Below are 19,540 nucleotides of genomic sequence, written 5' to 3' on the forward strand. Positions count from 1 at the left end.
GCCATGCGCTGGTCAACGGCATCACCGAATTCATCGACGCCGACACCGAGGAAGCACGGCTTGCCGCCGAGCGGCCGCTGCATGTCATCGAAGGCCCGCTGATGGCCGGCATGAACGTCGTCGGTGATCTGTTCGGCGCGGGAAAGATGTTCCTGCCGCAAGTGGTGAAGTCGGCGCGGGTAATGAAGCAGGCGGTGGCTGGACTGCTGCCGCACATGGAAGCCGAGAAGCTGGCAAACGCCGCCAACGGCATCGACAATGGCGAACGCAAAACGGCCGGAAAAATCCTGATGGCGACGGTCAAGGGCGATGTCCATGACATCGGCAAGAACATCGTCGGCGTGGTTCTCGCCTGCAACAATTACGAGATCATCGATCTCGGCGTCATGGTGCCGGCGGCCAGGATCCTGCAGACGGCGCGCGAGCAAAATGTCGATATCATCGGCCTGTCCGGCCTGATTACGCCGTCGCTGGACGAGATGGCGCACATGGCCGCCGAGATGGAGCGTGAAGGCTTCGACATTCCGCTGCTGATCGGCGGCGCGACGACCAGCCGCGTGCACACGGCGGTGAAGATCCACCCGCGCTACAGCAAGGGGCAGACGGTCTATGTCACCGACGCCAGCCGCGCGGTCGGCGTGGTCTCATCCTTGCTGTCCAACGAGAGCAAGCGCGGCTTTGTCGATACGGTGCGCGCCGAATACAAGAAGGTCGCCGATGCGCATGCCCGCTCGGAAGCCGACAAGCAGCGTTTGCCGCTGGCCAAGGCGAGGGCCAATGCGCATCGGATAGACTGGTCCGAATATGAGCCGCCGAAGCCGTCCTTCACAGGCGTGAAGGTGTTCGAGAACTGGGACCTGACCGAGCTCGCGCGCTACATCGATTGGACGCCGTTCTTCCAGACCTGGGAGCTGAAGGGCCGCTATCCCAAAATACTCGAAGACGAGGCGCAAGGTGCCGCCGCACGCCAGCTGTTCGAGGATGCGCAGGCGATGCTGAACAAGATCATCGCCGAGAAATGGTTCGCGCCGCGCGGCGTCATCGGCTTCTGGCCGGCCAACACCGTCGGCGACGACATCAGGCTGTTTACGGACGAGAAGCGGTCGCAGGAACTGGCGACGTTCTTCACCTTGCGCCAGCAACTGACCAAGCGCGACGGCAAGGCCAATGTTGCCCTGTCGGATTTCGTCGCGCCGGCGGAGTGCGGCAAGGCCGATTACATCGGCGGCTTCATCGTCACCGCCGGCATCGAGGAGGTGGCGATCGCCGAACGCTTCGAACGCGCCAACGACGACTATTCCTCGATCATGGTCAAGGCGCTGGCCGACCGCTTCGCCGAAGCCTTTGCCGAGCGCATGCATGAGAAGGTGCGCAAGGAATTCTGGGGCTACGTGCCAGACGAATCGTTGGCGCCGGACGAGCTGATCGGCGAACCCTATCGCGGCATCCGACCGGCGCCCGGCTATCCGGCTCAGCCCGACCATACGGAGAAGGCGACTTTGTTCCGGCTGCTCGACGGCGAAGGCAATGCCGGCGTGAGACTGACCGAAAGCTATGCGATGTGGCCGGGTTCATCCGTCTCGGGGATCTATCTGGCGCATCCCGAAAGCTATTATTTCGGCGTCGCCAAGATCGAGCGCGACCAGGTCGAGGATTATGCGCGCCGCAAGGCGATGCCGTTGGTCGAGGCCGAGCGCTGGCTTGGCCCCATCCTCAACTACGTGCCGGCACACTATGCCGAGGCGGCTGAATAGCCGATGCCGGCGCGCCTGACGGGAGCGACAGGCGAATGCCGGTCGCTTCTCCATTGTCATCCTGGCCCGCTTCGATTCCTGTGGGCTATTGCATGGCCGACGGGTTCATCCACAGCAGCTCCCAGACGTTGCCGTCCGGATCTTCGATGTGGCGGTTGAACATGAAACCAAGATCCTGCGCCGGGTTGGGATCGGCGCGACCGCCTGCCGCCACGCCCTTCTCGATTACGACATTGACCTCGTCCTTGCTGTCGACGGTGAGTGCGATCAACATCTGGCTGTCCCGCTTGGGGTCGCCGATCGGGCGCGCTGTGAACTGGCTGTAATGCTGGTGCGTCAGCAACATGACCCCGATCGAGTCTGAGAACATGATCGAGCTGGACTGGTCGCTCGAGAACTGCGGGTTCAGCGTGCCCCCGATCGCGAGATAGAACTTGGTCGCCGCCTGCAGATCGCGTACCGGTAGATTGAGGAAGATCATTTTGGTCATCGGTCTAAGCCTTGCTGCCGTTGATGGGTACTAGCCAGTCTAGTACTGTAACTATGGCTACCATGCGGGAACGGTACCGTCTAGTACTGGTTGAGAGGCGCTATGAAAATTGATGGTGAGACCAGGTCGGCTCGCAAGGATCGTGAAATCATTGAAGCGGCTACGGCCGCCTTCATCGCCAAGGGCTATGATGGAACCAGCATGGAAGAGATCGCCACCAAAGCAGGCGCATCCAAGCAGACTGTCTACAAGCATTTCACGGACAAGGAGACGCTTTTCGGCGAAGTCGTCGAGTCCACCGCCAGCCAGACCAACGATGTCGTCGAGTCGGTGACGATGCTGCTTTCCGAGGCGAAATTCATGGAGGGTGGGCTACAGCAGCTTGCCCGACGCATGACAACGACGCTGATGGACGAAGAGCTGCTGAAGCTGCGGCGTCTGATTATCGCCAACGCGGATCGGATGCCGCAGCTTGGCCGGAGCTGGTATGAAAAAGGTTTTGAACGCATGCTTGCCTCGGTGGCATCATGCTTTCAAAAGCTTACCAGTCGAGGCCTGTTGCAGACCAGCGATCCCCGTCTGGCGGCCAGCCATCTCTTCGGAATGCTTCTCTGGATCCCAATGAACGAAGCCATGTTCACCGGAAGCAACCCGCGTTCGAAGGCGGATCTCGAGCGGCACGCCGATGCTTCGGTCGAAGCATTCCTTGCCGCCTATGGGGCGCGGCCGAAATAGTCGCGCGCCGCTCCGCCAGCGACGCTTATTGTGGTCGATTGTCCGTCCACGCCAGCATCTTTTGCTTAAGGCCGGTGGCGGAGTCGGTTTAGGCACAGGGTGCTCGCTTACGATCCAAGGCTGCGATAAACCCAGGGCAGCCGTCTTTGCAGCTGGAGCGTCAAATGACCGTACTCACCCGACGCCGGCTTTTGAAAACGGCAGCGATTGCCGGCGCAGGCGGGGTCGGGCTTTCGGCCATGGGCCGGCTTGGTGGCTGGGCCGCTGCCATGCCTGAGCCGGTGGTTTTGCAGACGGCAAAGATCCAGGCGAAGCTGATGGATATCGGCCAGACCAGGGATGTGCTGACCTATGGCAACGCCGGAATGCCGCCCGTGCTCAGAATGAAAAAAGGCCAGCCCTTCGCTGCACGCCTTGTCAACGCGATCGACGATCCGACGACGATCCACTGGCACGGTATTCGCGTTCCAAACAAGATGGACGGCGTGCCGTTCCTGGTCCAGCCCTACGTCTACACCGGCGATCATTTCGACTACGCCTTCACGCCGCCCGATGCCGGCACCTTCTGGTACCACCCGCATTGCAACACGCTGGAGCAGATGGGCCATGGCCTGACGGGCGTGATCGTGGTCGAAAACCCAAGCGATCCGAAATTCGACGCCGAAATCGTCCTCAACTTGCGTGACTGGCGCCTCGGCGACGACGGTCAGTTCATCGACCAGTTCCGGCCGCGCGATGCCGCAAGAACCGGCACTTACGGCACGGTGCGCACCGCAAACTGGCTCGACCAGCCGCAATATGACACGCCGGCCGGAGGGCTGGTGCGGCTCAGGGTCGCCATCACCGACGTGACGCGCATCTACGCTTTTCGCGTCGACGGTGCGCAGGCGAGTGTCATGGCGCTCGACGGCAATCCGGTGCCTGAGCGTTTTTCGCCCGATGCCTTGCTGCTTGGACCCGGCCAGCGCATGGAGCTGGCCATACGCATGCCCGACGAGGAAGGCGCGATCGTCAGCTTGAGGGACGTCAGAGGCACCAAGCCAAAAATCCTGGCAACCCTGCGCGCGACAGGAAACTCCCTCAAACGGGACATTCGCGATGTTGCTCCACTGGAGCTCAATCCGGTGGCGGAAGTGGATCTCGCCAGTGCCAGGCATATTTCCCTGGCGCTCAGCGCCACGGCGGAAAATGTCCCGAGCGATGGCATCTGCGGCTCGCTGGGCTACAGTTTCTGGGCCATCAACAAAGTGCCGTGGCCCGGCGACACCAAGGATCCGACCGCGCCTCTGGCCGAACTGAAGCTTGGCCAAAGCTACGTCATCGACATGGAGAACCTGACGCCGCAATCCCATCCCATGCATCTGCACGGCATGAGCTTCAAGGTGCTGTCGTCCTCGACGCGCCAGGTTCAGCCCGTGATTTCCGACACCTATCTCATCCAGCCCAACGAGAAGGTTCAGCTCGGTTTCGTCGCCGATAATCCCGGCGACTGGCTGCTGCACTGCCACATCATCGAGCACCAGAAATCGGGAATGACGAGCTACGTCAGGGTGGTGTGAAGCCGCGTCAGCCTGCGCGTGGCGTCTGGACCGTCACTTGCGCAATTGAGCCTCGATCTCGTCGAGCACTTTGTCCTTGCCGATGCCGGTGAGGAAGGCGAGGCCCTTGATGACCGGCTTGGTCACCGAAGCGGAGATCGGGGTGGTTGCGACGATGAAGTCGACATTGTCGGCCAGTCCGGGCACTTCGGTGGCCTTTGCCTGCTGGGCATTGAAGGTGAGGCCGCGTTTCTTCATTTCCTCGGTGACGGCGACGTTGACCGCGGTCGAGGTGGCGATGCCCGTGCCGCAGGCGAAGAGAATGGTTTTCTGTCTGGACATCTCTGCTTCTCCTTGGTTATCAGCCGAGTACGGCTCGCACGTCTTCGAGGGTTCTGGCCGACCTCAAATCATCCAAGGCTTGCGGGTTCTGGATGGTGGCCATGACGGCCTGCAGCGCCTCAATCTGCTTGTCCTTGTCGTTGATGGCAAGCAGGAAAACGAAGCCGACCGGCAGCATCTCGTCGGGATCCTCCATGTTGGCGAAGGTCACTGGTTGCTTCAATGTGCCCATCGCGATGCCAGGCTTCAGCACATGCTCCGGATCGGTGTGCGGCACCGCGACATTGTCGGAGCGTTCCAGCGGCAGTCCTGTCGGGATGGTCAATTCGCGGCGCACGACCGCGTCGGCATAGGAGCTTTTGACATAGCCAAGTGTCTCCAGCCGGCCCGCCAGGATGCGGATGATCTCCTCATTGGTCGAGGCATCGGATCCGAGCACGATCGCGTCGGGATCCAGAAGCTGCATGAGGCCGTCGGACATTCTTTGCTCCGTCGATGAAATCGTGCGCCCCGAGGAGGGCGCACGATCGGGCTCCGTCGATGAAATCGGGCGCCCCGAGGAGGGCGCACGATCGGTTTGAAGGGTGGACCCTATCAGGTTCAGGCCGTCTCTTCGGCCGGCTCGTCCTCGGCGCCCGCGGCCCGCTCCCAGCCGAGCGGATTGCGGCGGTAGAGGACAAACAATGCCGCGATGACCACCGCGATCACGATGATGCCGACAAGTCCAAGCCCCTGGATCGCCTCGATGACCACGTAAGGCACCCACAGGAAGCCGTCGACCACCGAGGTGATCTGCAGCGCATCCGCCGGCAGCTTGAAGCCCGATGCGACGGCAGCACTTGTGAACAGCGGCGCCAGCGCGTTGGCGACGTAGAAGCCGATGGCCAGCGTCACCGTGCCGATCACCACCATGCGGAACACGTTGCCTTTGACCAGCGGCGCGGTCATGGCGACGATGAAGGGAATGACCGCAAGGTCGGCGAACAGGATGACGCGGTTGCCCGGCAGGATGATGGACAGGATGATCGCGATCGGCACCAGGATCAGCGACGACGAGATCGCGGCCGGATGGCCGATCAGGATCGCGGAATCGAGGCCAACAAGAAGCTCGCGATCGCCCGTGCGCTTGCGCACGAATGCCTGGGCTGCGTCGGAAACCGGCAGCAGGCCTTCCATCAGGATCTTGACCATGCGCGGCAGCAGCAGCATCACCGCGGCCAGCGTCATGCCGGTGCCCAGAACCTTGGCCAGCACCACGCTGAGATCACCCGCATTGTAGAAGGCGATCGCACCAAGCACGAGGCCGATGATGAGGCCCATCACGACAGGTTCGCCGAACACGCCGAACCTGCGCTCGATCGTATCGGTGTTGATGTTGATGCGGTTGATCCCGGGAATGCGGTCCATGATCCAGTTGAGCACAATGGCGATCGGCAGGATCTGCGCCGAGGCGAGATGCGGCACGGAGATGCCGGGCACGCCGTAGAACTGCTGCACCGCGCGCGCCGACCAGTCGGCGAACAACAGCGAGAGTGCTGCGACAAGTGCTGCGACCGCGATGCCATAGGCCAGGTTGTCGGTTGCGGCGACCACCAGCGAGCCGACAAAGGCGAAGTGCCAGAAGTTCCAGACGTCGACATTGAGCGTGCGCGTCATGCGTGTCAGCAACAGCACGATGTTGACGAGAATGCCGACCGGAATGACCCAAAGGCCGACCGATGAGCCGAAGGCGATCGCGGCCGCGGAGGGCCAGCCGACATCGATGATGTCGCGATGGATGCCGGTGTTGGTGACGATGGCCTTGGCGACGTCGCCAATCGACGTGAACATGAGGCCAAGCACCAGATTGATGCCGATGAAGGCGACGCCGATGGTGACGGCGGCGCGAAAAGCCTTGCTGACCTTGGCGCCCAGAACCACGGCGATGACGAAAATGACAATTGGCAGCAGGATCGTCGGGCCAAGCGTATCGATGGCCCCTTTTAGGCCCGCGAGAACAGTATCCATTTTTCCTCCCCTGGAGCCGCGAGCCTTCGCTCGACGCCTCGCAATGATGCTCCATCCAGCCTTTGACGCCGTGGCGCAAAGACACTCCCCAATTTGCCCAGAGGCGAATGCTTCCCGACTGTCGCGTCGGTGAACATTTGCCTTTGTTGACAAACGAATGTTTTATTGGGGTTGTCCGCTGCAATGTCAATTGGTTGGGCTTCGGCGAATCGAGCCCCGGCGGACGTGCCTTCCGAGACGATTTCGTGGGAAATTGCCGGTCGCGACCGGGTTTCGTTGGCAAATAGAACCCATTCCCTGCTATCCGACCCCAAATCACGAAGCTGTGGACATTCCTGCATGACCAACGTCGCCCTGACCGGGCTTGCCCGTGATCTCGCCAAGCGTGCCGCCGAGAACCGCCCGGTGCGCATCGGTGTCATCGGTTCGGGCGAAATGGGCACCGATCTGGTCACGCAGGGCATGCTGATGCCGGGCATTTCGGTCTGCGCCGTCTCGACGCGCCGCCCGCACACCGCGCGCGACGCTATCCGTATCGCCTATGGCGACGAAGCCATGGCGGTCGAAGCCGACACCGCCTCGAAAGTCACCGCGGCAATCGAGGCGGGAAAAATCGCCGTCACATCCAACGAGATGCTGGTCACCAATCCGCTGATCGACGTCGTCATCGACGCCACCGGCAAGCCGGGCGTCGCCGCCGATTTCGACCTCATGGCGATGGAGCACGGCAAGCATCTGGTGATGATGAACGTCGAGGCCGACGTCACCATCGGCTGCTATCTCAAGCAGCAGGCCGACCGGCTTGGCGTCGTCTATTCGGTGGGTGCGGGCGACGAGCCGTCGAGCTGCATGGAACTGATCGAGTTTGCGTCGGCGCTCGGGCTGACCATCGTGTCGGCCGGCAAGGGCAAGAACAACCCGCTCAACCACGATGCCGTACCGGACGATTATCGCGCCGAAGCGATCCGCCGCAACATGAACCCGCGCATGCTGGTCGAGTTCGTCGACGGCTCCAAGACCATGGTCGAGATGTGCGCCATCGCCAACGCCACCGGGCTGGTGCCGGACGTCCCCGGCATGCACGGCCCCAGGGCCGATCGCGACGACCTCGCCAAGGTGCTCATCCCGCGCGAGGATGGCGGTCTGCTCACGAAGAAAGGCGTCGTCGACTACACGGTCGGCAAGGGCGTCGCGCCCGGCGTCTTCGTCATCGTCGAGGCGACGCATCCGCGCATCATCGAGCGCATGGACGATCTGCATATCGGGCACGGCCCCTATTACAGCCTGTTCCGGCCTTATCATCTGACGTCGCTGGAAGTGCCGCTGACCGCAGCCCGCATCGTGCTTTTCGGCAAGCCCGACATGGTGCCGTTGCCGCGGCCCGTGGCCGAAGTCTGCGCCGTTGCCAAGCGCGACCTAGTCGCCGGCGAGACCTTCGATGCGATCGGCGAGACTTGTTACCGCTCCTGGACGATGACCGTCGGCGAAGCCCGCGCCCAGCGCGCCGTGCCGGTCGGCCTGCTCGAGGGCGGCAAGGTGCTGAAACCGGTCACGAAAGGCGAATTGCTGACGGCGGATAATGCGTCGCCCGACCAGACGACGAGGCTGTTCGCCTTGCGCCGGCTGCAGGATGAGATGCTGTACGGGACAAACTGAGGATTTATCTCCCCAGTTCGACCGACCGCAGCCGCGCAGCCTCCACCGCTTGCGTCAGCAGATTGGTCAGCCGGTCCTCGCCCATCAGAACGGCCAGCGCCGCGGCCGTCGTGCCGTTGGGGCTGGTGACCTGCTGGCGCAGCACGCCCGGTTCCTCGCCGCTTTCGGCGGCGAGCGAGGCGGCGCCATAGACGGTCTGCATGGCGAGCAGCTTGGCGGTCGCCGTCGGCAGACCGGCCTTCTCGGCGGCAACCGTCAGCGCTTCGATGAAATGGAAGATATAGGCCGGCCCCGATCCGGACACGGCGGTCACCGCATCCATCAGGCCCTCATCGTCGATGGTGGCCACTTCGCCGCTCGCCGACAAAAGGTCGGCGACGAAACGCTTGGTGTCATCGGACACGAGCTTGTTGGAGAACACCACCATCATGCCCTTGCCGATCGCCGCGGGCGTGTTGGGCATGCAGCGCACGATCGGCGCGCGGTTGCCGAGGATTTCCTCGAGGGTGGCGGCAGGCGTGCCGGCGGCGATGCTGACGAAGGTGGTGCGGCCGTCGCCGAAGCGCTTGTAGGCGGCCGTGACGTCGCGGATCACCTGCGGCTTCACCGCGATGACCACGAGATCGGGCAGGGCATCGGCCGGTATGCTACCGGCATCGGCTGATGTCGCGCAGCCCAGCGTTGCCGCGCGATTGCGCAGATCGGCATTGGGCTCGACCACGAAAACCGCCGACGGCGCGAGCTTGCCGGATTTCAGCCAGCCCGAGAGCATGGCGTAGCCCATATTGCCGCAGCCGGCGAGAACAAGCCTGATCGTCATCGAAAGCCCTCCAGAGGAAGGCCTTCACATAGACGATGGCGCTTCCCTGGGGAAGCCCCATCAGGATCGCGAGCCGCGATCGGGATCGCGCACCGCGATTGGCCGCAGCGACACTTGCCTGAGGCCGAGCACGCCGAGCACGAAGAACAGCCAGACCGGGTCGCCGCGATGGAAGAAGAAGCTTTCGAGGAAAGCGTTAAGCGCCGTGAACAGCACCACCATCATGAAGAAGTCGCCGAGAAAGATGTTTTCCCTGCGCAACGGAATGCGCATGTAGTCGCGCAGCGGCGCGATGAGGAAGGTGTAGACCGCCACGCATAGTGCCGGAATGCCCATCAGCACGGCGATGTCGAGATAGCCGTCATGGCCGTGCACGATGGTCCTGATGTCCCAGGGCCGGTCGAATGGCTGGTCTTGGTTGAGCAAGAGCGGCGTGCCCCAGAAGCTCTCATAGCCGTAGCCGGTCCATGGCTTCTTCGCCAGCATGCTGCCGGCGAACTCCCACAGCGTCGTGCGGCCGGTATAGGTCATGCCGGGGAAATAGATCGCCGCCAGATGTTTCACAGGCGGCAGGAAGACGATGCCCAGCGTGCCGACAGCCGTGGCGATGATGGCCAGCGCAAACAGGATCGGCGTGCCGAGCCGCATGCCTATCAGGCTCGGGAACATGACGATCAGGATCGAGAACGGCACCAGGCCGGCTGTCGTCTTGGAGCCGGTGTGCAGCATGAAGATCATCGCCGCGAGGAAGATCCCGGCGCCCCAGTAGCGCTGCCCGCGCCGGTAGAGATAGAGGCCTGCGAAGCTGAGGCAGGCCATGACCGGCCCGGCAATGTTCTTGTGGGTGAACACGCCGCGCCACAGGCCGGCATGTTCGGGCTCCTGCGAGTCGGCTGTGTGCATCGCCTCGTGCGGAAAGACGATGAGGCCGAGATAGGAAAGGCCCATGACCACGACGGCGGTGAAGATGATCACCTTCGAGAAGGCCTCGGCGTCGCGCGGCAGCACCAGGATCGTCGCCATCGTCAGGATGCCGATCAGCGTGAAGGAGGCGGCGCGCATGGCCGAAGGCGGATCGGTCGACAGGATCACCGAGAGGAAAAAGAAGCCCAGCATCAACACCCAGGATGGGCTCAGCAGCGAGCGCACCACGCGCGGATCGGCAAAGGCCATCAGCGAGAAGATCGACATGGCGCCGAGCGAACCGAAGCCAAGCTGGTTGACGATGTCGCCGCCTTGACCGGTGAGTTCGGCGCCGCCCGGCTGGAACGGCCGGAACGACACCATGATGACGGTGAACAGCAGCGCGGCAATGGCGGTGGCCACGCCTTCGCGCGTGAACGCGTCGCCGAGCGGCGCGCGCTCAGTTTTTCTCAGGCTGGCGGTATTGCTCATTGGCATATCCGAATTCGGCCAGCACGCGGCCCAGCGCCACATGGACGGGGTAGATGGCGATCGCCGGCGATCGGGTCCGCGCCAGCCGGATCAGGCCGCGAAACGGCGAGGCGGCAAGCAGTGCCAGGCTCTTCAGCAACACTTTGGCGCCGGCCATTGGCGTGCCGGCGCGCTTCTTCTTTTCGACCAGTGTCGAGATGACGCCGTTGCGCAGGCTGCGGGCGCGGATCCAGTCGGCTTCGATACGCCGCGCCGGAACGGTTTCCAGCACCTTGGCCTCGGCGCACCAGCCCAGCACAAAGCCCTTTTGCACCGACCGGCTGAGAAAGTCGGAATCGCCGCCGCCCATGAAATTGAATCTGAGATCGAGAAAGGGCGGACCCATGGCGATCAGCACGTTGCGCCCGACCAGAAGATTGCCCGACGAATAGAGCGCCGGCACGCGTCCGGTTTCCCGGTAAGGCGGCGCGAACACCGGATGCTCTGCCCATCGCGCATGGGCGGGGTCGGCAAACACGGGCACCTGCGGGCCGCCGACAATGTCGGCGCCGAGCGTTTCGGCAGCCAGGCACATCCGTTCCAGCCACTGCGGATCGGCGATCTCGTCGTCGTCGATGACCAGCAGATGCCTGAAGTTCGGGAATTGCAGGATGGCTGTCTGCCAGCCGGCATTGTAGGCGCTGCAATTGCCGCGCTCATGCGCGATGATCACCAGGCCCGGCATTTCGCCCCGCTCGAACAGCGGCAGCACCGCCTTGGCGCCGGCCCGCGCCTCGGCTTCGTTCTCCATGACGATCACGGCAAAGCGCCTGCCGGTTTGCTGCGCGCGCAGCGACGCCAGCGTTTCCAGCACCTGCTCGGGACGCTTGAAGGTCGGCAAGGTGACGACGGCTTCGACGGCCTCGACGTCAAGCCGCGGCGTGCGTCCCGCGACCGATACCGAACCGTCCGATGGCAAAGGGATCATCCGTGTCCAGCCACATGGTGAGTTGGGCTCTGGTAGCACCACGGTTGATAAGGTTTCGTTAATCACCTTGCACGGAGAAGCCCGCCAGGCAGCGGCTTTCGGCCGTCGAATGTGCAGGCTTAATCAAGGGTTCACCGCACTTTGCTACCGGCTACACCACTGGATAGGTAAGATGCATCTGCTGTTCGCCACATCGATCGTGCCCGACGGCGCTCTCGCCTCGGGCTACGAGATCGCCAACGCTGCGATCATCGCTGCCTTGCGGCGCGCTGGCGCGCGCGTCACCGTCATCGGCTTTACCTGGCCGGGGAAGCCCGCGGCCGACCCCGAAAACACCGTGGTGCTGGGTGCGATCGACGTGCGCACGGAAAATGCCTCCGCGCGGCAAAAGCTGGCCTGGGTCGGCAAGGCGCTGCTTTCGGGCCTCACCTTCGCGTCGGTCAAGCTGCGCGCCGTGTCCGACAGCGATGTTCTCGCTGCCATTGAGCGTGCCGGACCGTTTGACGGCTATGTCTTGAATTCCGTGCAGTTCGCCGGGGCCTTCGAAAAGCTGTTCGCTGAGCGGCCTTCGATCTTCGTTGCCCACAATGTCGAGCATCTTTCGGCGCGGGAGAATGCCGCTGCCGCCGACGGTCTCTTCCAGCGCCTGCTGTTTCGCCGCGAGGCGAGGCTGCTCAAGACCGTCGAAGAGCGTCTCTGCCGCCGGGCGCGCTTCGTCTTCACCCTGGCCGAGGAAGACCGCGCCGCACTCGGTGTCGCCTCCGACAACCGCTCGGCGGTGCTGCCGCTGGTGACCGGTGCCCAGGCGCCAACCCTGAAAAGCCCGCGCCGCACCGATTGCGACGCCGCCCTGATCGGCACCTGGACCTGGCAGCCGAACCGCATCGGCCTCGACTGGTTCCTGGGCAAGGTCGTGCCGCATCTGCGGCCCGATTTCCGCATCCGCATTGCGGGCCACATGCCTTCGGGCGTCGCGTCGAAGCACCCGGGTGTCGAATTTGTCGGCCGCGTGCCCGACGCGCAAGCTTTCGTGCGCGGTGGTGCCGTCATCCCGCTGATCAGCACCGCCGGCAGCGGCGTCCAGTTGAAGACCATCGAAACCTTCGAGCTCGGCCTGCCTTCGGTCGCCACCAGCCGTTCGCTGCGCGGCATCGACCACCGTCCTTCCAATTGCGTCGTCACCGACGATCCCGTTGCCTTCGCCAGGGCGCTCGAGGCTGCGGCGGCCGACATCCGCGACGTTGACGGCAGCGCGTTCCGGGGCTCGCAGGTCAAGGCGCTCGACGCTGCCATCCGGCTCGGCCTCGAAAAGCTCGCCCCTCTCAGGCAGGAGGCGTTTGCATGAACATGCATTCCGCCCGCGCCGCGTTCGGGCTCGACACGCTGAAGACGATTCTTGGCATCCCGGTGGTTGCGGTCCGCTGGAACGATGCCATCGCCCTGCTGAACCGGCTGATTGCCGAGCGGCGCTTCACCAAGGTCAGTTTCCTCAACGCCCACAATGCCAACATCGCCTATACCGACCCGGTGTTCGCCGAAGCACTCGATGATTTCCTCATCCTGCCCGACGGCATCGGCATCGATCTGGCGGCGAGGCTCCTCTACGGGGCGCCGTTTCCCGACAATCTCAATGGTACCGATTTCGTCCCGGCCTTCCTGCAGGCCTCGACGACGCCGCTGACCGTCGGGCTGCTCGGCGCGACGCGCGTCAACGCAGAAGCGGCGTCGGTCAAGCTGGCGGCACTGGCCGTGCAGCACCGGTTCGTGGTGATCCATGACGGCTATTTCCCCCCTTCGCAGGAGCAGGAAATCGTCGACCGGATTGCCGCGCTTCGGCCCGACGTGCTGCTCGTGGCCATGGGCGTGCCGCGCCAGGAATTGTGGATCGAACGCCATATCGACGCGCGCCATTGCACGCTGCCGATCGCCGTCGGCGCGTTGCTTGATTTCCTGAGCGGCGCGGTGCCCCGCGCGCCCTTGTGGATGCGCCGGCTGCGGCTCGAATGGCTGTTCCGGTTGGCTGTCGAGCCGGGCCGCCTGTGGCGCCGCTATGTGGTCGGCAACCCGCTGTTCCTGCTGCGCGTCGTCAGGCAGAAATTCTCGCTTGCGCCCGAAGCCGCGGGAGATACCAAATGAACAGCAGGTTCGTGCCAGGTGCCGCTGTCGAGCCAAGCCCGCTTCGGCAGACACCGACGGCGGCCATCGTGACGGCAAGCTATGCGCCCGATTTCGAGCGCTGTCGCCTGCTGTGCGAGACACTTGATCGCCATGTTTCCGGCGCGGCGCACCATTACATCCTGGTCGAGCATCGCGATGTCGGCCTGTTTCGCCAATTGGAAACCGGCCGCCGCACGGTGGTCGACGAGCGGGAATTGCTGCCGCGCTGGCTGCACGCCTTCGACGATCCGTTCAGCCTGTTTCGCCGGCGCGTCTGGCTCAGCCTGAAGACCCAGCCGCTGCGCGGCTGGCATGTGCAGCAGTTGCGCCGCATCGCCATATCAGCGCATGCATCTCAAGACGTGCTCATCTTCTGCGATTCCGATGTTGCCTTCCTGAAACCTTTCGACTGCGGCGCCTTCTGGCGCGACGACAAGGTGCGCCTGTTCCGCCGCGACGGTGTGCTGGCGGACGAAGGTCATGAGGAGCATCGCATCTGGTCGCGCAACGCCGGCTCGGCACTCGGCATCGACCCGTCCCGGACGTCGAACCATGACTACATCTCGACGCTGATCGCGTGGCGGCGCGACACCGTGCTGGCGATGTGCGGTGCGATCGAAAGGGTCCATGGTCGCAACTGGGTCGAGGTCGTCGGCTCGGCACGCAAATTCTCCGAATGCATGATCTACGGCCGCTATGTCGACGATCTGCTGGACGGAGCCGGCCACTTCCACGGTTCCGAAGAGTTCTGCCGCGTGCACTGGACCGGCGAAGCGCTTTCGGATGACGAGTTCCGCCGCTTCGTTGCCGCCATGGCGCCGGAGCAGGTGGCGATCGGCATGCAATCCTTCATCGGCACCGATATCGGCCGCATCCGCCGTCTGATTGGGTTGGATTAGATCATCCCGAAAAGCGGAAACCGGTTTTCTCGGACAAACGATTTCCGTTTGTCCAGAAGTCATGCACAAATGAGAAAGCCCTATACGGGCTTTGCCGGCTTGCGCATCGCCGAATAGGTGAGCAGCGTCGAGGCGAGATACAGAAGCAGGAAGACGACATTGAGCGACAGCACCAGCTTCGGCGTGTCGAGGATGGTCGTCAGCACATAAGTCAGCAACAGCGCCTTCAATCCGGCGAGCAGGCCGAGATTGAGCGCCCGCACCAGCGTTTGGCCGCGTGCGAACAAAAGCTCGGCCTGGTATTCGACAAGATTGCGCAATCCCGGCACGCAGATTGCCAGCACCACCAGCGGGGCAGCCTCGGCGACATTCTTGCCGAGTGCATTGGGGAAGAAATGCAGCACGATGCCAAGTGTCAGCAGCGCCAGCGTCGAAACCGCGAACACACCGCCTTCGATGCCGCTCTTGACCGCCAGACGCGACAACAGTTCCGGCGCGCGCATCATGCGCTGCACCAGCATCATCGAGAAGGTGCGGATCGGAATCGCCGTCAGGTCGACCAGCCGCATGATGATGGCGTAGATGCCGGCCAGATGCGGGCCGCCGATCGCCAGCACGAGCAGCTTGTCGAACTCCATCTGCAGGTAGAACAGCACTTCGGCGCCGGCCACATAGATGGAATCGGCCAATCGCCTGAGATAAAGCTCGACGCGCAGCCGCAGCCTCTGGCGCGGGTAGAAGAAGCCGAAGGCGATCAGCAGCGAGGCGGCATTGGCGCCGATATAGAACCAGGACCATATCCAGACGCTGTGTTGCGCTGAGAACATGAACAGCACCGCGCCGAGCGCCCGCAGCGCGGTCGCCAGGATGGCCAGCAGCGCGGCGCGGCCGAACTTGCCCAGGCCGTTGTTGACGATCAGCGCCACCTCCACCGGCCGCCACAACAGCGCTTCGGCAAAGACGATTGCCGCAAACACCGACAGCGGCACGGTGTCGGCAAAGAAAAGCAGATAGACGCCGAACGAGGCAGCGGCCAGCAGCGGCAGCGACAGCACGCCGAGCAGCAGGAAGCCGGCGGAAAAGGTGCCGATCAGATTGGGACGGATGGTGGCGGTGCGGTAAAGCGCCGAGATGAACCCAAAGGCGAGGATGCGCGACAGCATGACGCCGGCCGCCGACGCGGTGGCGAACATGCCGAATTCGGATATCGACAGCGTGTTGGCCAGCGCGATGAAATAGGCCAGCGAAAACACCAGTCGCCCACCGGCACCGCTGATCGCTGAGAAATAGTCGCGAAGCAGCCCCCGTCGTTCGGCCAAAAAGCTGCCGATCCGGGCGAGGGGCCGCCTTTGCGGTATGTCACTGGCCTGCGTCATGTCTCAAGGAGAGCCTAGGCCGGAAAACTTAACGTGCCGTTCTGGCGGCTGGGCTTGTGTCGAAAATAGATGCAACCGAAACGAGAAACCGACGCTTCGGCGCGGGAAAATTAACCTTTTGTTTTCCATGCCTGTTTAGCGTGGCTTAACGAATGGCCAATCTCCGTTCGCAGGTCGCCAAGGGTAAAGTTCCAGACGATGGTCGACAGGGAAAACCGCGAAGACTGGAAGCGCGAGCGCTCGTTGCTGGCGCTGGGCCAGGCTGTGCGTGGCGACGAACCCGACGCGTCGCTGGTCTCGATCGGCGACCGGGCAGACCCGTCATGGCGCGAGGATGCCGCCACGCGTCATCGCCTCGCCCGCTCGCAGCGCGAGGCGCGCAACCCGAAACTGTCGGATCCGGTCGCGGCCGACGGGGATCGTGAGCAAGCTTACCGCGCGCAAACCTCGCCGCGGACACAGCCTGGTGCCGCCGAAACCGCTGGCGCTCGTCGCGCCGATCATACATCGGAACCTTACGCTGCAGGCGACGCGTCGTTATCCCGAAACGACGGCATGGACAGCCAGCAGTGGAAGCCGCTGATCGATCCGATGCAGGTGGTGCGCGGTGTCGGCAAGTCGAAGCTGCTGATCGTGACGACGACACTGCTGGGCGCCGCGCTCGGCATCACCATCGCGCTGTCGACGCCGAAGAAATATGAGGCCACCACCGAACTGATCGTCGACCCGCGCGACCTGAAGCTCACCGACCGCGATCTCACCCAGTCGGTCGTCGCTTCCGACGCCACGCTGGCCATCGTCGAGAACCAGGTCCGGGTGCTGACATCAGGCACTGTTCTCAACAAGGTCGTCGACAAGCTCAATCTGGTCAACGACCCGGAATTCAATGGGCAAGGCGGCGGCGGCCTCAGTGTCATGTCGCTCATTCGCTCCATCCTGTCCCGCAATGATGGGCCGGGGGGTGTCGACGACAGCCGTCGCCGCGCGCTTGCTGTCGGCAATCTGGCTGAGAGCCTTTCGGTCGAGCGCGGCGGCAAGACCTTCGTCATCACCGTCAGCGCCACCACGCAGAATGGCGAGAAATCGGCCCTCATCGCCAACACGATGACGGATGTCTTCCTGCAGACTTTCGGCCAGATACAGTCGGACACCGCAGGCCGCGCCACCGACGAACTGACGGCCAGGCTTGACGAGTTGCGCAAGGGCGTCGAGGCAGCCGAGCGCAAGGTCGAGGATTTCAGGGCCACGCACGATCTCGTTGACGCGCAGGGCCATCTCATCAGCGACGATGAGATGCTGAAACTCAACGAGCAGCTGTCGGTCGCGCGCGCCCGGACCCTGGAACTCAACGCCCGGGCGGCCTCGGCGCGTTCGGTCGACGTCAATTCGGTTCTCACCGGTACCTTGCCGGAGGAGATCAACTCCAACACGATGAGCGATCTGCGTTCGCAATATGCGTCGCTCAAGCAGGAAGCTGACCGCGCCGCCATCCGGCTCGGCCCGCGTCACCCCGAACTCCAGGCGATCAATGCCCAGATTGCCGGCGCACGCGAACGCATCGCCTCGGAGCTGCGCCGCATCGGCTCGTCGCTGCAGGTCGACCTCAAGCGCGCCGTCCAGCTCGAACAGGATCTTGCCTCTCGCCTGGCGCAGCTGAAGGTCCGCAGCGGCGACGTCAACAGCGACCTCGTGTCGATGCGCGAACTGGAGCGCGAGGCGACCGCCAAGCGTTCCGTCTACGAACAGTACCTGCTGCGCGCCAAGGAGACCGGCGAGCAGAAGGACATCAACACCGCCAACATCAATGTGATCTCGAAGGCCTTCGCGCCGCTTGAGCCGAACGGGCCGTCGCGGGTCGTGGTCGCGCTCGCCGGCCTGTTGCTGGGTTTCGCCTCCGGCATTGGCCTCGGAGCCATGCGTGGCGCCTATGAGAGCCTGCGTGACACCGCCAATTCGCGCTCGCGTCGCGACCATGGCACGGACGAACGCCGGACGCCTTACGAAGACAAGGCATATCGGGCAGCGCCGCCGCCGGCGCCGCCATTACCACCAGCGCCGCAGCCATCGACACCCCCGCCTGCATCACCACCGCCGGCCGTGCCACCGCCTGTCCAGCAAGCCGAGGCCTCGCCGGCAGAAGGTCCCGGCCGGATCGGTGCCTTGCTGTCGAGGCTGCACAAGTCCGTCTCCCGCAGGCCATCCCGGGAGGAGCCGTTCGATACCGTCGAATGGGCCTCTGCCGAAAACGGGGAGCCAACGCAGGATCCGCAATACCGCGCCTATCCCCGGCCGGCGCCGGCCTTCGAGCCCCGGCAGGCGGCCGCGACAGCATACCCGGCACCACCTTTCCAGCCCGGCGGCCATCCGCAGCAGACGGCGCAGCCGCCACTGCCGCCTCCCATGATGACGCAGCGGCCATATTCCGGGCCGCAGCTCTATCCCTACGCGCAGCCATTGGGCTACGCGCAGCAGCCGGGCTATCCCTATCCGCAATCTATGCCGGCCGCCAATGCCGGGCAGCAGTCCGATCCGGCTCAGCCCGCTTCCGAGTCCTATCCACAGCCGCCCGTCGCGCAGCAGCAGGCGCCTCAGCCTCATCAGCGATCGGCGGAGCCGTCGCGGGCCGTGGAGGATGCCGAGCAGCAAGCGCCAATCGAGGAAATCCGCGCCAGCCTGCGCGAATTCCGCGAAGCGGTTCGCGAACTGACCGAGAGCCGCACGCGCCGCCGCTACTTCTGAGCCACAAAAATCTGCGCGGTGCCGTACAAAAACATGCCGGTTTCGCGTAAACGGCATGGGACGGCGCTTTGGCGGGATTGCATGTTGGATTTTTCGTGAAGATGCCACGCTGTGAAAGATCGAAAAGCGCGTCGCTTCCGGAAGCGACGCGCTTGGGCATTCTGGTGTTGAGGGTGGTCCATGGCTGAAGTGATTGATGGCAAGAGCGTTGCCGGGGACGTTGTGGGGACGGTCAAGACCCTGACGGCTGAACTTGTCGCCAAGGGCAAGGCCAAGCCCGGTCTTGCCGTGGTCATCGTCGGCGAGGATCCGGCCAGCCAGGTCTATGTCGCGTCCAAGTCGCGCACCGCCAAGGAATGCGGCTTTCATTCCGTCCAGCATACGCTGCCGGCCGAAACCTCCGAAGAGGCATTGCTGAAGATCATCGGCGACCTCAACGCCGATCCGGCCATCAATGGCATCCTCGTGCAGCTTCCTCTGCCGGCCCACATTGACGCCGGCAAGATCATCCAGACCATCGCGCCGGAAAAGGATGTCGACGGCTTCCACTTCATCAATGTCGGCAAGCTCGGCACCGGTGAACTCGAAACAGCGTTCGTGCCTTGCACGCCGGCCGGCTCGATGCTTCTGATCGAGCGGGTGCGCGGCAAGGACCTGTCCGGCCT

The 19,540-nt window shown here is 63.6% G+C and carries 17 protein-coding genes; 9 read left to right on the forward strand and 8 right to left on the reverse strand.

Features of this window, described 5'->3' with window-relative positions:
• The coding region (locus EN994_RS01285) for a vitamin B12 dependent-methionine synthase activation domain-containing protein (protein WP_206530365.1) at window positions 1-1,754 on the forward strand (1,754 nt) is incomplete at its 5' end.
• Window positions 1,755-1,839: 85 nt separating this feature from the next.
• Here EN994_RS01285 and EN994_RS01290 read toward each other — a convergent pair.
• Window positions 1,840-2,244, reverse strand: a complete 405-nt coding sequence (locus tag EN994_RS01290; protein WP_013530216.1) for a VOC family protein — start codon at window positions 2,242-2,244, stop codon at window positions 1,840-1,842.
• A 102-nt stretch (window positions 2,245-2,346) separates the two neighbouring features.
• On the opposite strand from EN994_RS01290, the gene EN994_RS01295 reads away from it, so the two are divergent.
• On the forward strand, window positions 2,347-2,979 hold the full coding sequence (locus tag EN994_RS01295) for a TetR/AcrR family transcriptional regulator (RefSeq protein WP_024504795.1): 633 nt from the start codon (window positions 2,347-2,349) through the stop codon (window positions 2,977-2,979).
• A 164-nt stretch (window positions 2,980-3,143) separates the two neighbouring features.
• Entirely contained in the window at window positions 3,144-4,538 is a 1,395-nt protein-coding gene (locus tag EN994_RS01300) for a multicopper oxidase family protein (protein ID WP_063170053.1), read from the forward strand.
• 33 nt (window positions 4,539-4,571) lie between these two features.
• Here the strand turns inward: EN994_RS01300 and EN994_RS01305 are convergent, their stop codons facing one another.
• The 3 genes from EN994_RS01305 to EN994_RS01315 all read right to left on the reverse strand — a co-directional run bounded on the left by EN994_RS01305 (window position 4,572) and on the right by EN994_RS01315 (window position 6,866).
• Window positions 4,572-4,859 (reverse strand): PTS sugar transporter subunit IIB, encoded by a 288-nt coding sequence (locus tag EN994_RS01305; protein WP_023809203.1) that lies wholly within the window; start codon window positions 4,857-4,859, stop codon window positions 4,572-4,574.
• Between the two features lie 19 nt (window positions 4,860-4,878).
• A complete protein-coding gene (locus EN994_RS01310) occupies window positions 4,879-5,340 on the reverse strand; it encodes a PTS sugar transporter subunit IIA (protein ID WP_063170054.1) in 462 nt (153 codons plus the stop codon).
• A gap of 119 nt (window positions 5,341-5,459) precedes the next feature.
• Window positions 5,460-6,866, reverse strand: a complete 1,407-nt coding sequence (locus EN994_RS01315) for a PTS sugar transporter subunit IIC (RefSeq protein WP_013530221.1) — start codon at window positions 6,864-6,866, stop codon at window positions 5,460-5,462.
• A 339-nt stretch (window positions 6,867-7,205) separates the two neighbouring features.
• Here EN994_RS01315 and EN994_RS01320 point away from each other — a divergent pair, with 339 nt between their 5' ends.
• Window positions 7,206-8,522 carry an NAD(P)H-dependent oxidoreductase gene (locus EN994_RS01320; RefSeq protein ID WP_063170055.1) on the forward strand — a complete coding sequence of 439 codons (1,317 nt, stop codon included), beginning with the start codon at window positions 7,206-7,208 and terminating at the stop codon, window positions 8,520-8,522.
• A 4-nt stretch (window positions 8,523-8,526) separates the two neighbouring features.
• Here the strand turns inward: EN994_RS01320 and proC are convergent, their stop codons facing one another.
• From proC to EN994_RS01335, 3 genes are read right to left on the reverse strand one after another with little or no spacing between them, the layout of a single operon-like run.
• Entirely contained in the window at window positions 8,527-9,342 is an 816-nt protein-coding gene (gene proC / locus EN994_RS01325) for a pyrroline-5-carboxylate reductase (protein WP_063170056.1), read from the reverse strand.
• 60 nt (window positions 9,343-9,402) lie between these two features.
• Window positions 9,403-10,737: an O-antigen ligase gene (locus tag EN994_RS01330; RefSeq protein ID WP_063170057.1), complete on the reverse strand. Its 1,335-nt coding sequence runs from the start codon at window positions 10,735-10,737 to the stop codon at window positions 9,403-9,405.
• Entirely contained in the window at window positions 10,706-11,704 is a 999-nt protein-coding gene (locus EN994_RS01335) for a glycosyltransferase (protein ID WP_063170058.1), read from the reverse strand. The genes EN994_RS01330 and EN994_RS01335 overlap by 32 nt, the downstream gene beginning before the upstream one ends.
• Window positions 11,705-11,876: 172 nt before the next feature.
• Between EN994_RS01335 and EN994_RS01340 the strand changes: the two genes are divergently transcribed.
• From EN994_RS01340 to EN994_RS01350, 3 genes are read left to right on the forward strand one after another with little or no spacing between them, the layout of a single operon-like run.
• Window positions 11,877-13,049 (forward strand): glycosyltransferase family 4 protein, encoded by a 1,173-nt coding sequence (locus EN994_RS01340; RefSeq protein ID WP_063170059.1) that lies wholly within the window; start codon window positions 11,877-11,879, stop codon window positions 13,047-13,049.
• The gene (locus tag EN994_RS01345) at window positions 13,046-13,840 is read left to right on the forward strand and encodes a WecB/TagA/CpsF family glycosyltransferase (protein WP_063170060.1); all 795 of its coding nucleotides are present in this window, start codon (window positions 13,046-13,048) and stop codon (window positions 13,838-13,840) included. The genes EN994_RS01340 and EN994_RS01345 overlap by 4 nt, the downstream gene beginning before the upstream one ends.
• Entirely contained in the window at window positions 13,837-14,760 is a 924-nt protein-coding gene (locus EN994_RS01350) for a DUF6492 family protein (RefSeq protein ID WP_063170061.1), read from the forward strand. Before EN994_RS01345 ends, EN994_RS01350 begins: the two co-directional genes overlap by 4 nt.
• A gap of 80 nt (window positions 14,761-14,840) precedes the next feature.
• On the opposite strand, the gene EN994_RS01355 is transcribed toward EN994_RS01350, so the two are convergent.
• A complete protein-coding gene (locus tag EN994_RS01355; protein WP_013530229.1) occupies window positions 14,841-16,136 on the reverse strand; it encodes a lipopolysaccharide biosynthesis protein in 1,296 nt (431 codons plus the stop codon).
• Window positions 16,137-16,334: 198 nt separating this feature from the next.
• On the opposite strand from EN994_RS01355, the gene EN994_RS01360 reads away from it, so the two are divergent.
• Both EN994_RS01360 and EN994_RS01365 read left to right on the forward strand, forming a co-directional pair.
• Window positions 16,335-18,875: a GumC family protein gene (locus tag EN994_RS01360; RefSeq protein ID WP_063170062.1), complete on the forward strand. Its 2,541-nt coding sequence runs from the start codon at window positions 16,335-16,337 to the stop codon at window positions 18,873-18,875.
• 180 nt (window positions 18,876-19,055) lie between these two features.
• On the forward strand, window positions 19,056-19,540 hold a 485-nt coding region (locus EN994_RS01365), incomplete at its 3' end, for a tetrahydrofolate dehydrogenase/cyclohydrolase catalytic domain-containing protein (RefSeq protein WP_281060127.1).

It is taken from the genome of Mesorhizobium sp. M7A.F.Ca.CA.002.09.1.1, assembly GCF_003998555.1.
Taxonomy (GTDB): Bacteria; Pseudomonadota; Alphaproteobacteria; order Rhizobiales; family Rhizobiaceae; genus Mesorhizobium; species Mesorhizobium ciceri.

What these genes read in the sequence shown, in the direction of transcription:
- EN994_RS01290 (WP_013530216.1), bottom strand. Translation starts at nt 2,244, where the DNA reads ATGACCAAAATGATCTTCCTCAATCTACCGGTACGCGATCTGCAGGCG.
- EN994_RS01295 (WP_024504795.1), top strand. Translation starts at nt 2,347, where the DNA reads ATGAAAATTGATGGTGAGACCAGGTCGGCTCGCAAGGATCGTGAAATC.
- EN994_RS01300 (WP_063170053.1), top strand. Translation starts at nt 3,144, where the DNA reads ATGACCGTACTCACCCGACGCCGGCTTTTGAAAACGGCAGCGATTGCC.
- EN994_RS01305 (WP_023809203.1), bottom strand. Translation starts at nt 4,859, where the DNA reads ATGTCCAGACAGAAAACCATTCTCTTCGCCTGCGGCACGGGCATCGCC.
- EN994_RS01310 (WP_063170054.1), bottom strand. Translation starts at nt 5,340, where the DNA reads ATGTCCGACGGCCTCATGCAGCTTCTGGATCCCGACGCGATCGTGCTC.
- EN994_RS01315 (WP_013530221.1), bottom strand. Translation starts at nt 6,866, where the DNA reads ATGGATACTGTTCTCGCGGGCCTAAAAGGGGCCATCGATACGCTTGGC.
- EN994_RS01320 (WP_063170055.1), top strand. Translation starts at nt 7,206, where the DNA reads ATGACCAACGTCGCCCTGACCGGGCTTGCCCGTGATCTCGCCAAGCGT.
- proC (WP_063170056.1), bottom strand. Translation starts at nt 9,342, where the DNA reads ATGACGATCAGGCTTGTTCTCGCCGGCTGCGGCAATATGGGCTACGCC.
- EN994_RS01330 (WP_063170057.1), bottom strand. Translation starts at nt 10,737, where the DNA reads ATGAGCAATACCGCCAGCCTGAGAAAAACTGAGCGCGCGCCGCTCGGC.
- EN994_RS01335 (WP_063170058.1), bottom strand. Translation starts at nt 11,704, where the DNA reads ATGATCCCTTTGCCATCGGACGGTTCGGTATCGGTCGCGGGACGCACG.
- EN994_RS01340 (WP_063170059.1), top strand. Translation starts at nt 11,877, where the DNA reads ATGCATCTGCTGTTCGCCACATCGATCGTGCCCGACGGCGCTCTCGCC.
- EN994_RS01345 (WP_063170060.1), top strand. Translation starts at nt 13,046, where the DNA reads ATGAACATGCATTCCGCCCGCGCCGCGTTCGGGCTCGACACGCTGAAG.
- EN994_RS01350 (WP_063170061.1), top strand. Translation starts at nt 13,837, where the DNA reads ATGAACAGCAGGTTCGTGCCAGGTGCCGCTGTCGAGCCAAGCCCGCTT.
- EN994_RS01355 (WP_013530229.1), bottom strand. Translation starts at nt 16,136, where the DNA reads ATGACGCAGGCCAGTGACATACCGCAAAGGCGGCCCCTCGCCCGGATC.
- EN994_RS01360 (WP_063170062.1), top strand. Translation starts at nt 16,335, where the DNA reads ATGGTCGACAGGGAAAACCGCGAAGACTGGAAGCGCGAGCGCTCGTTG.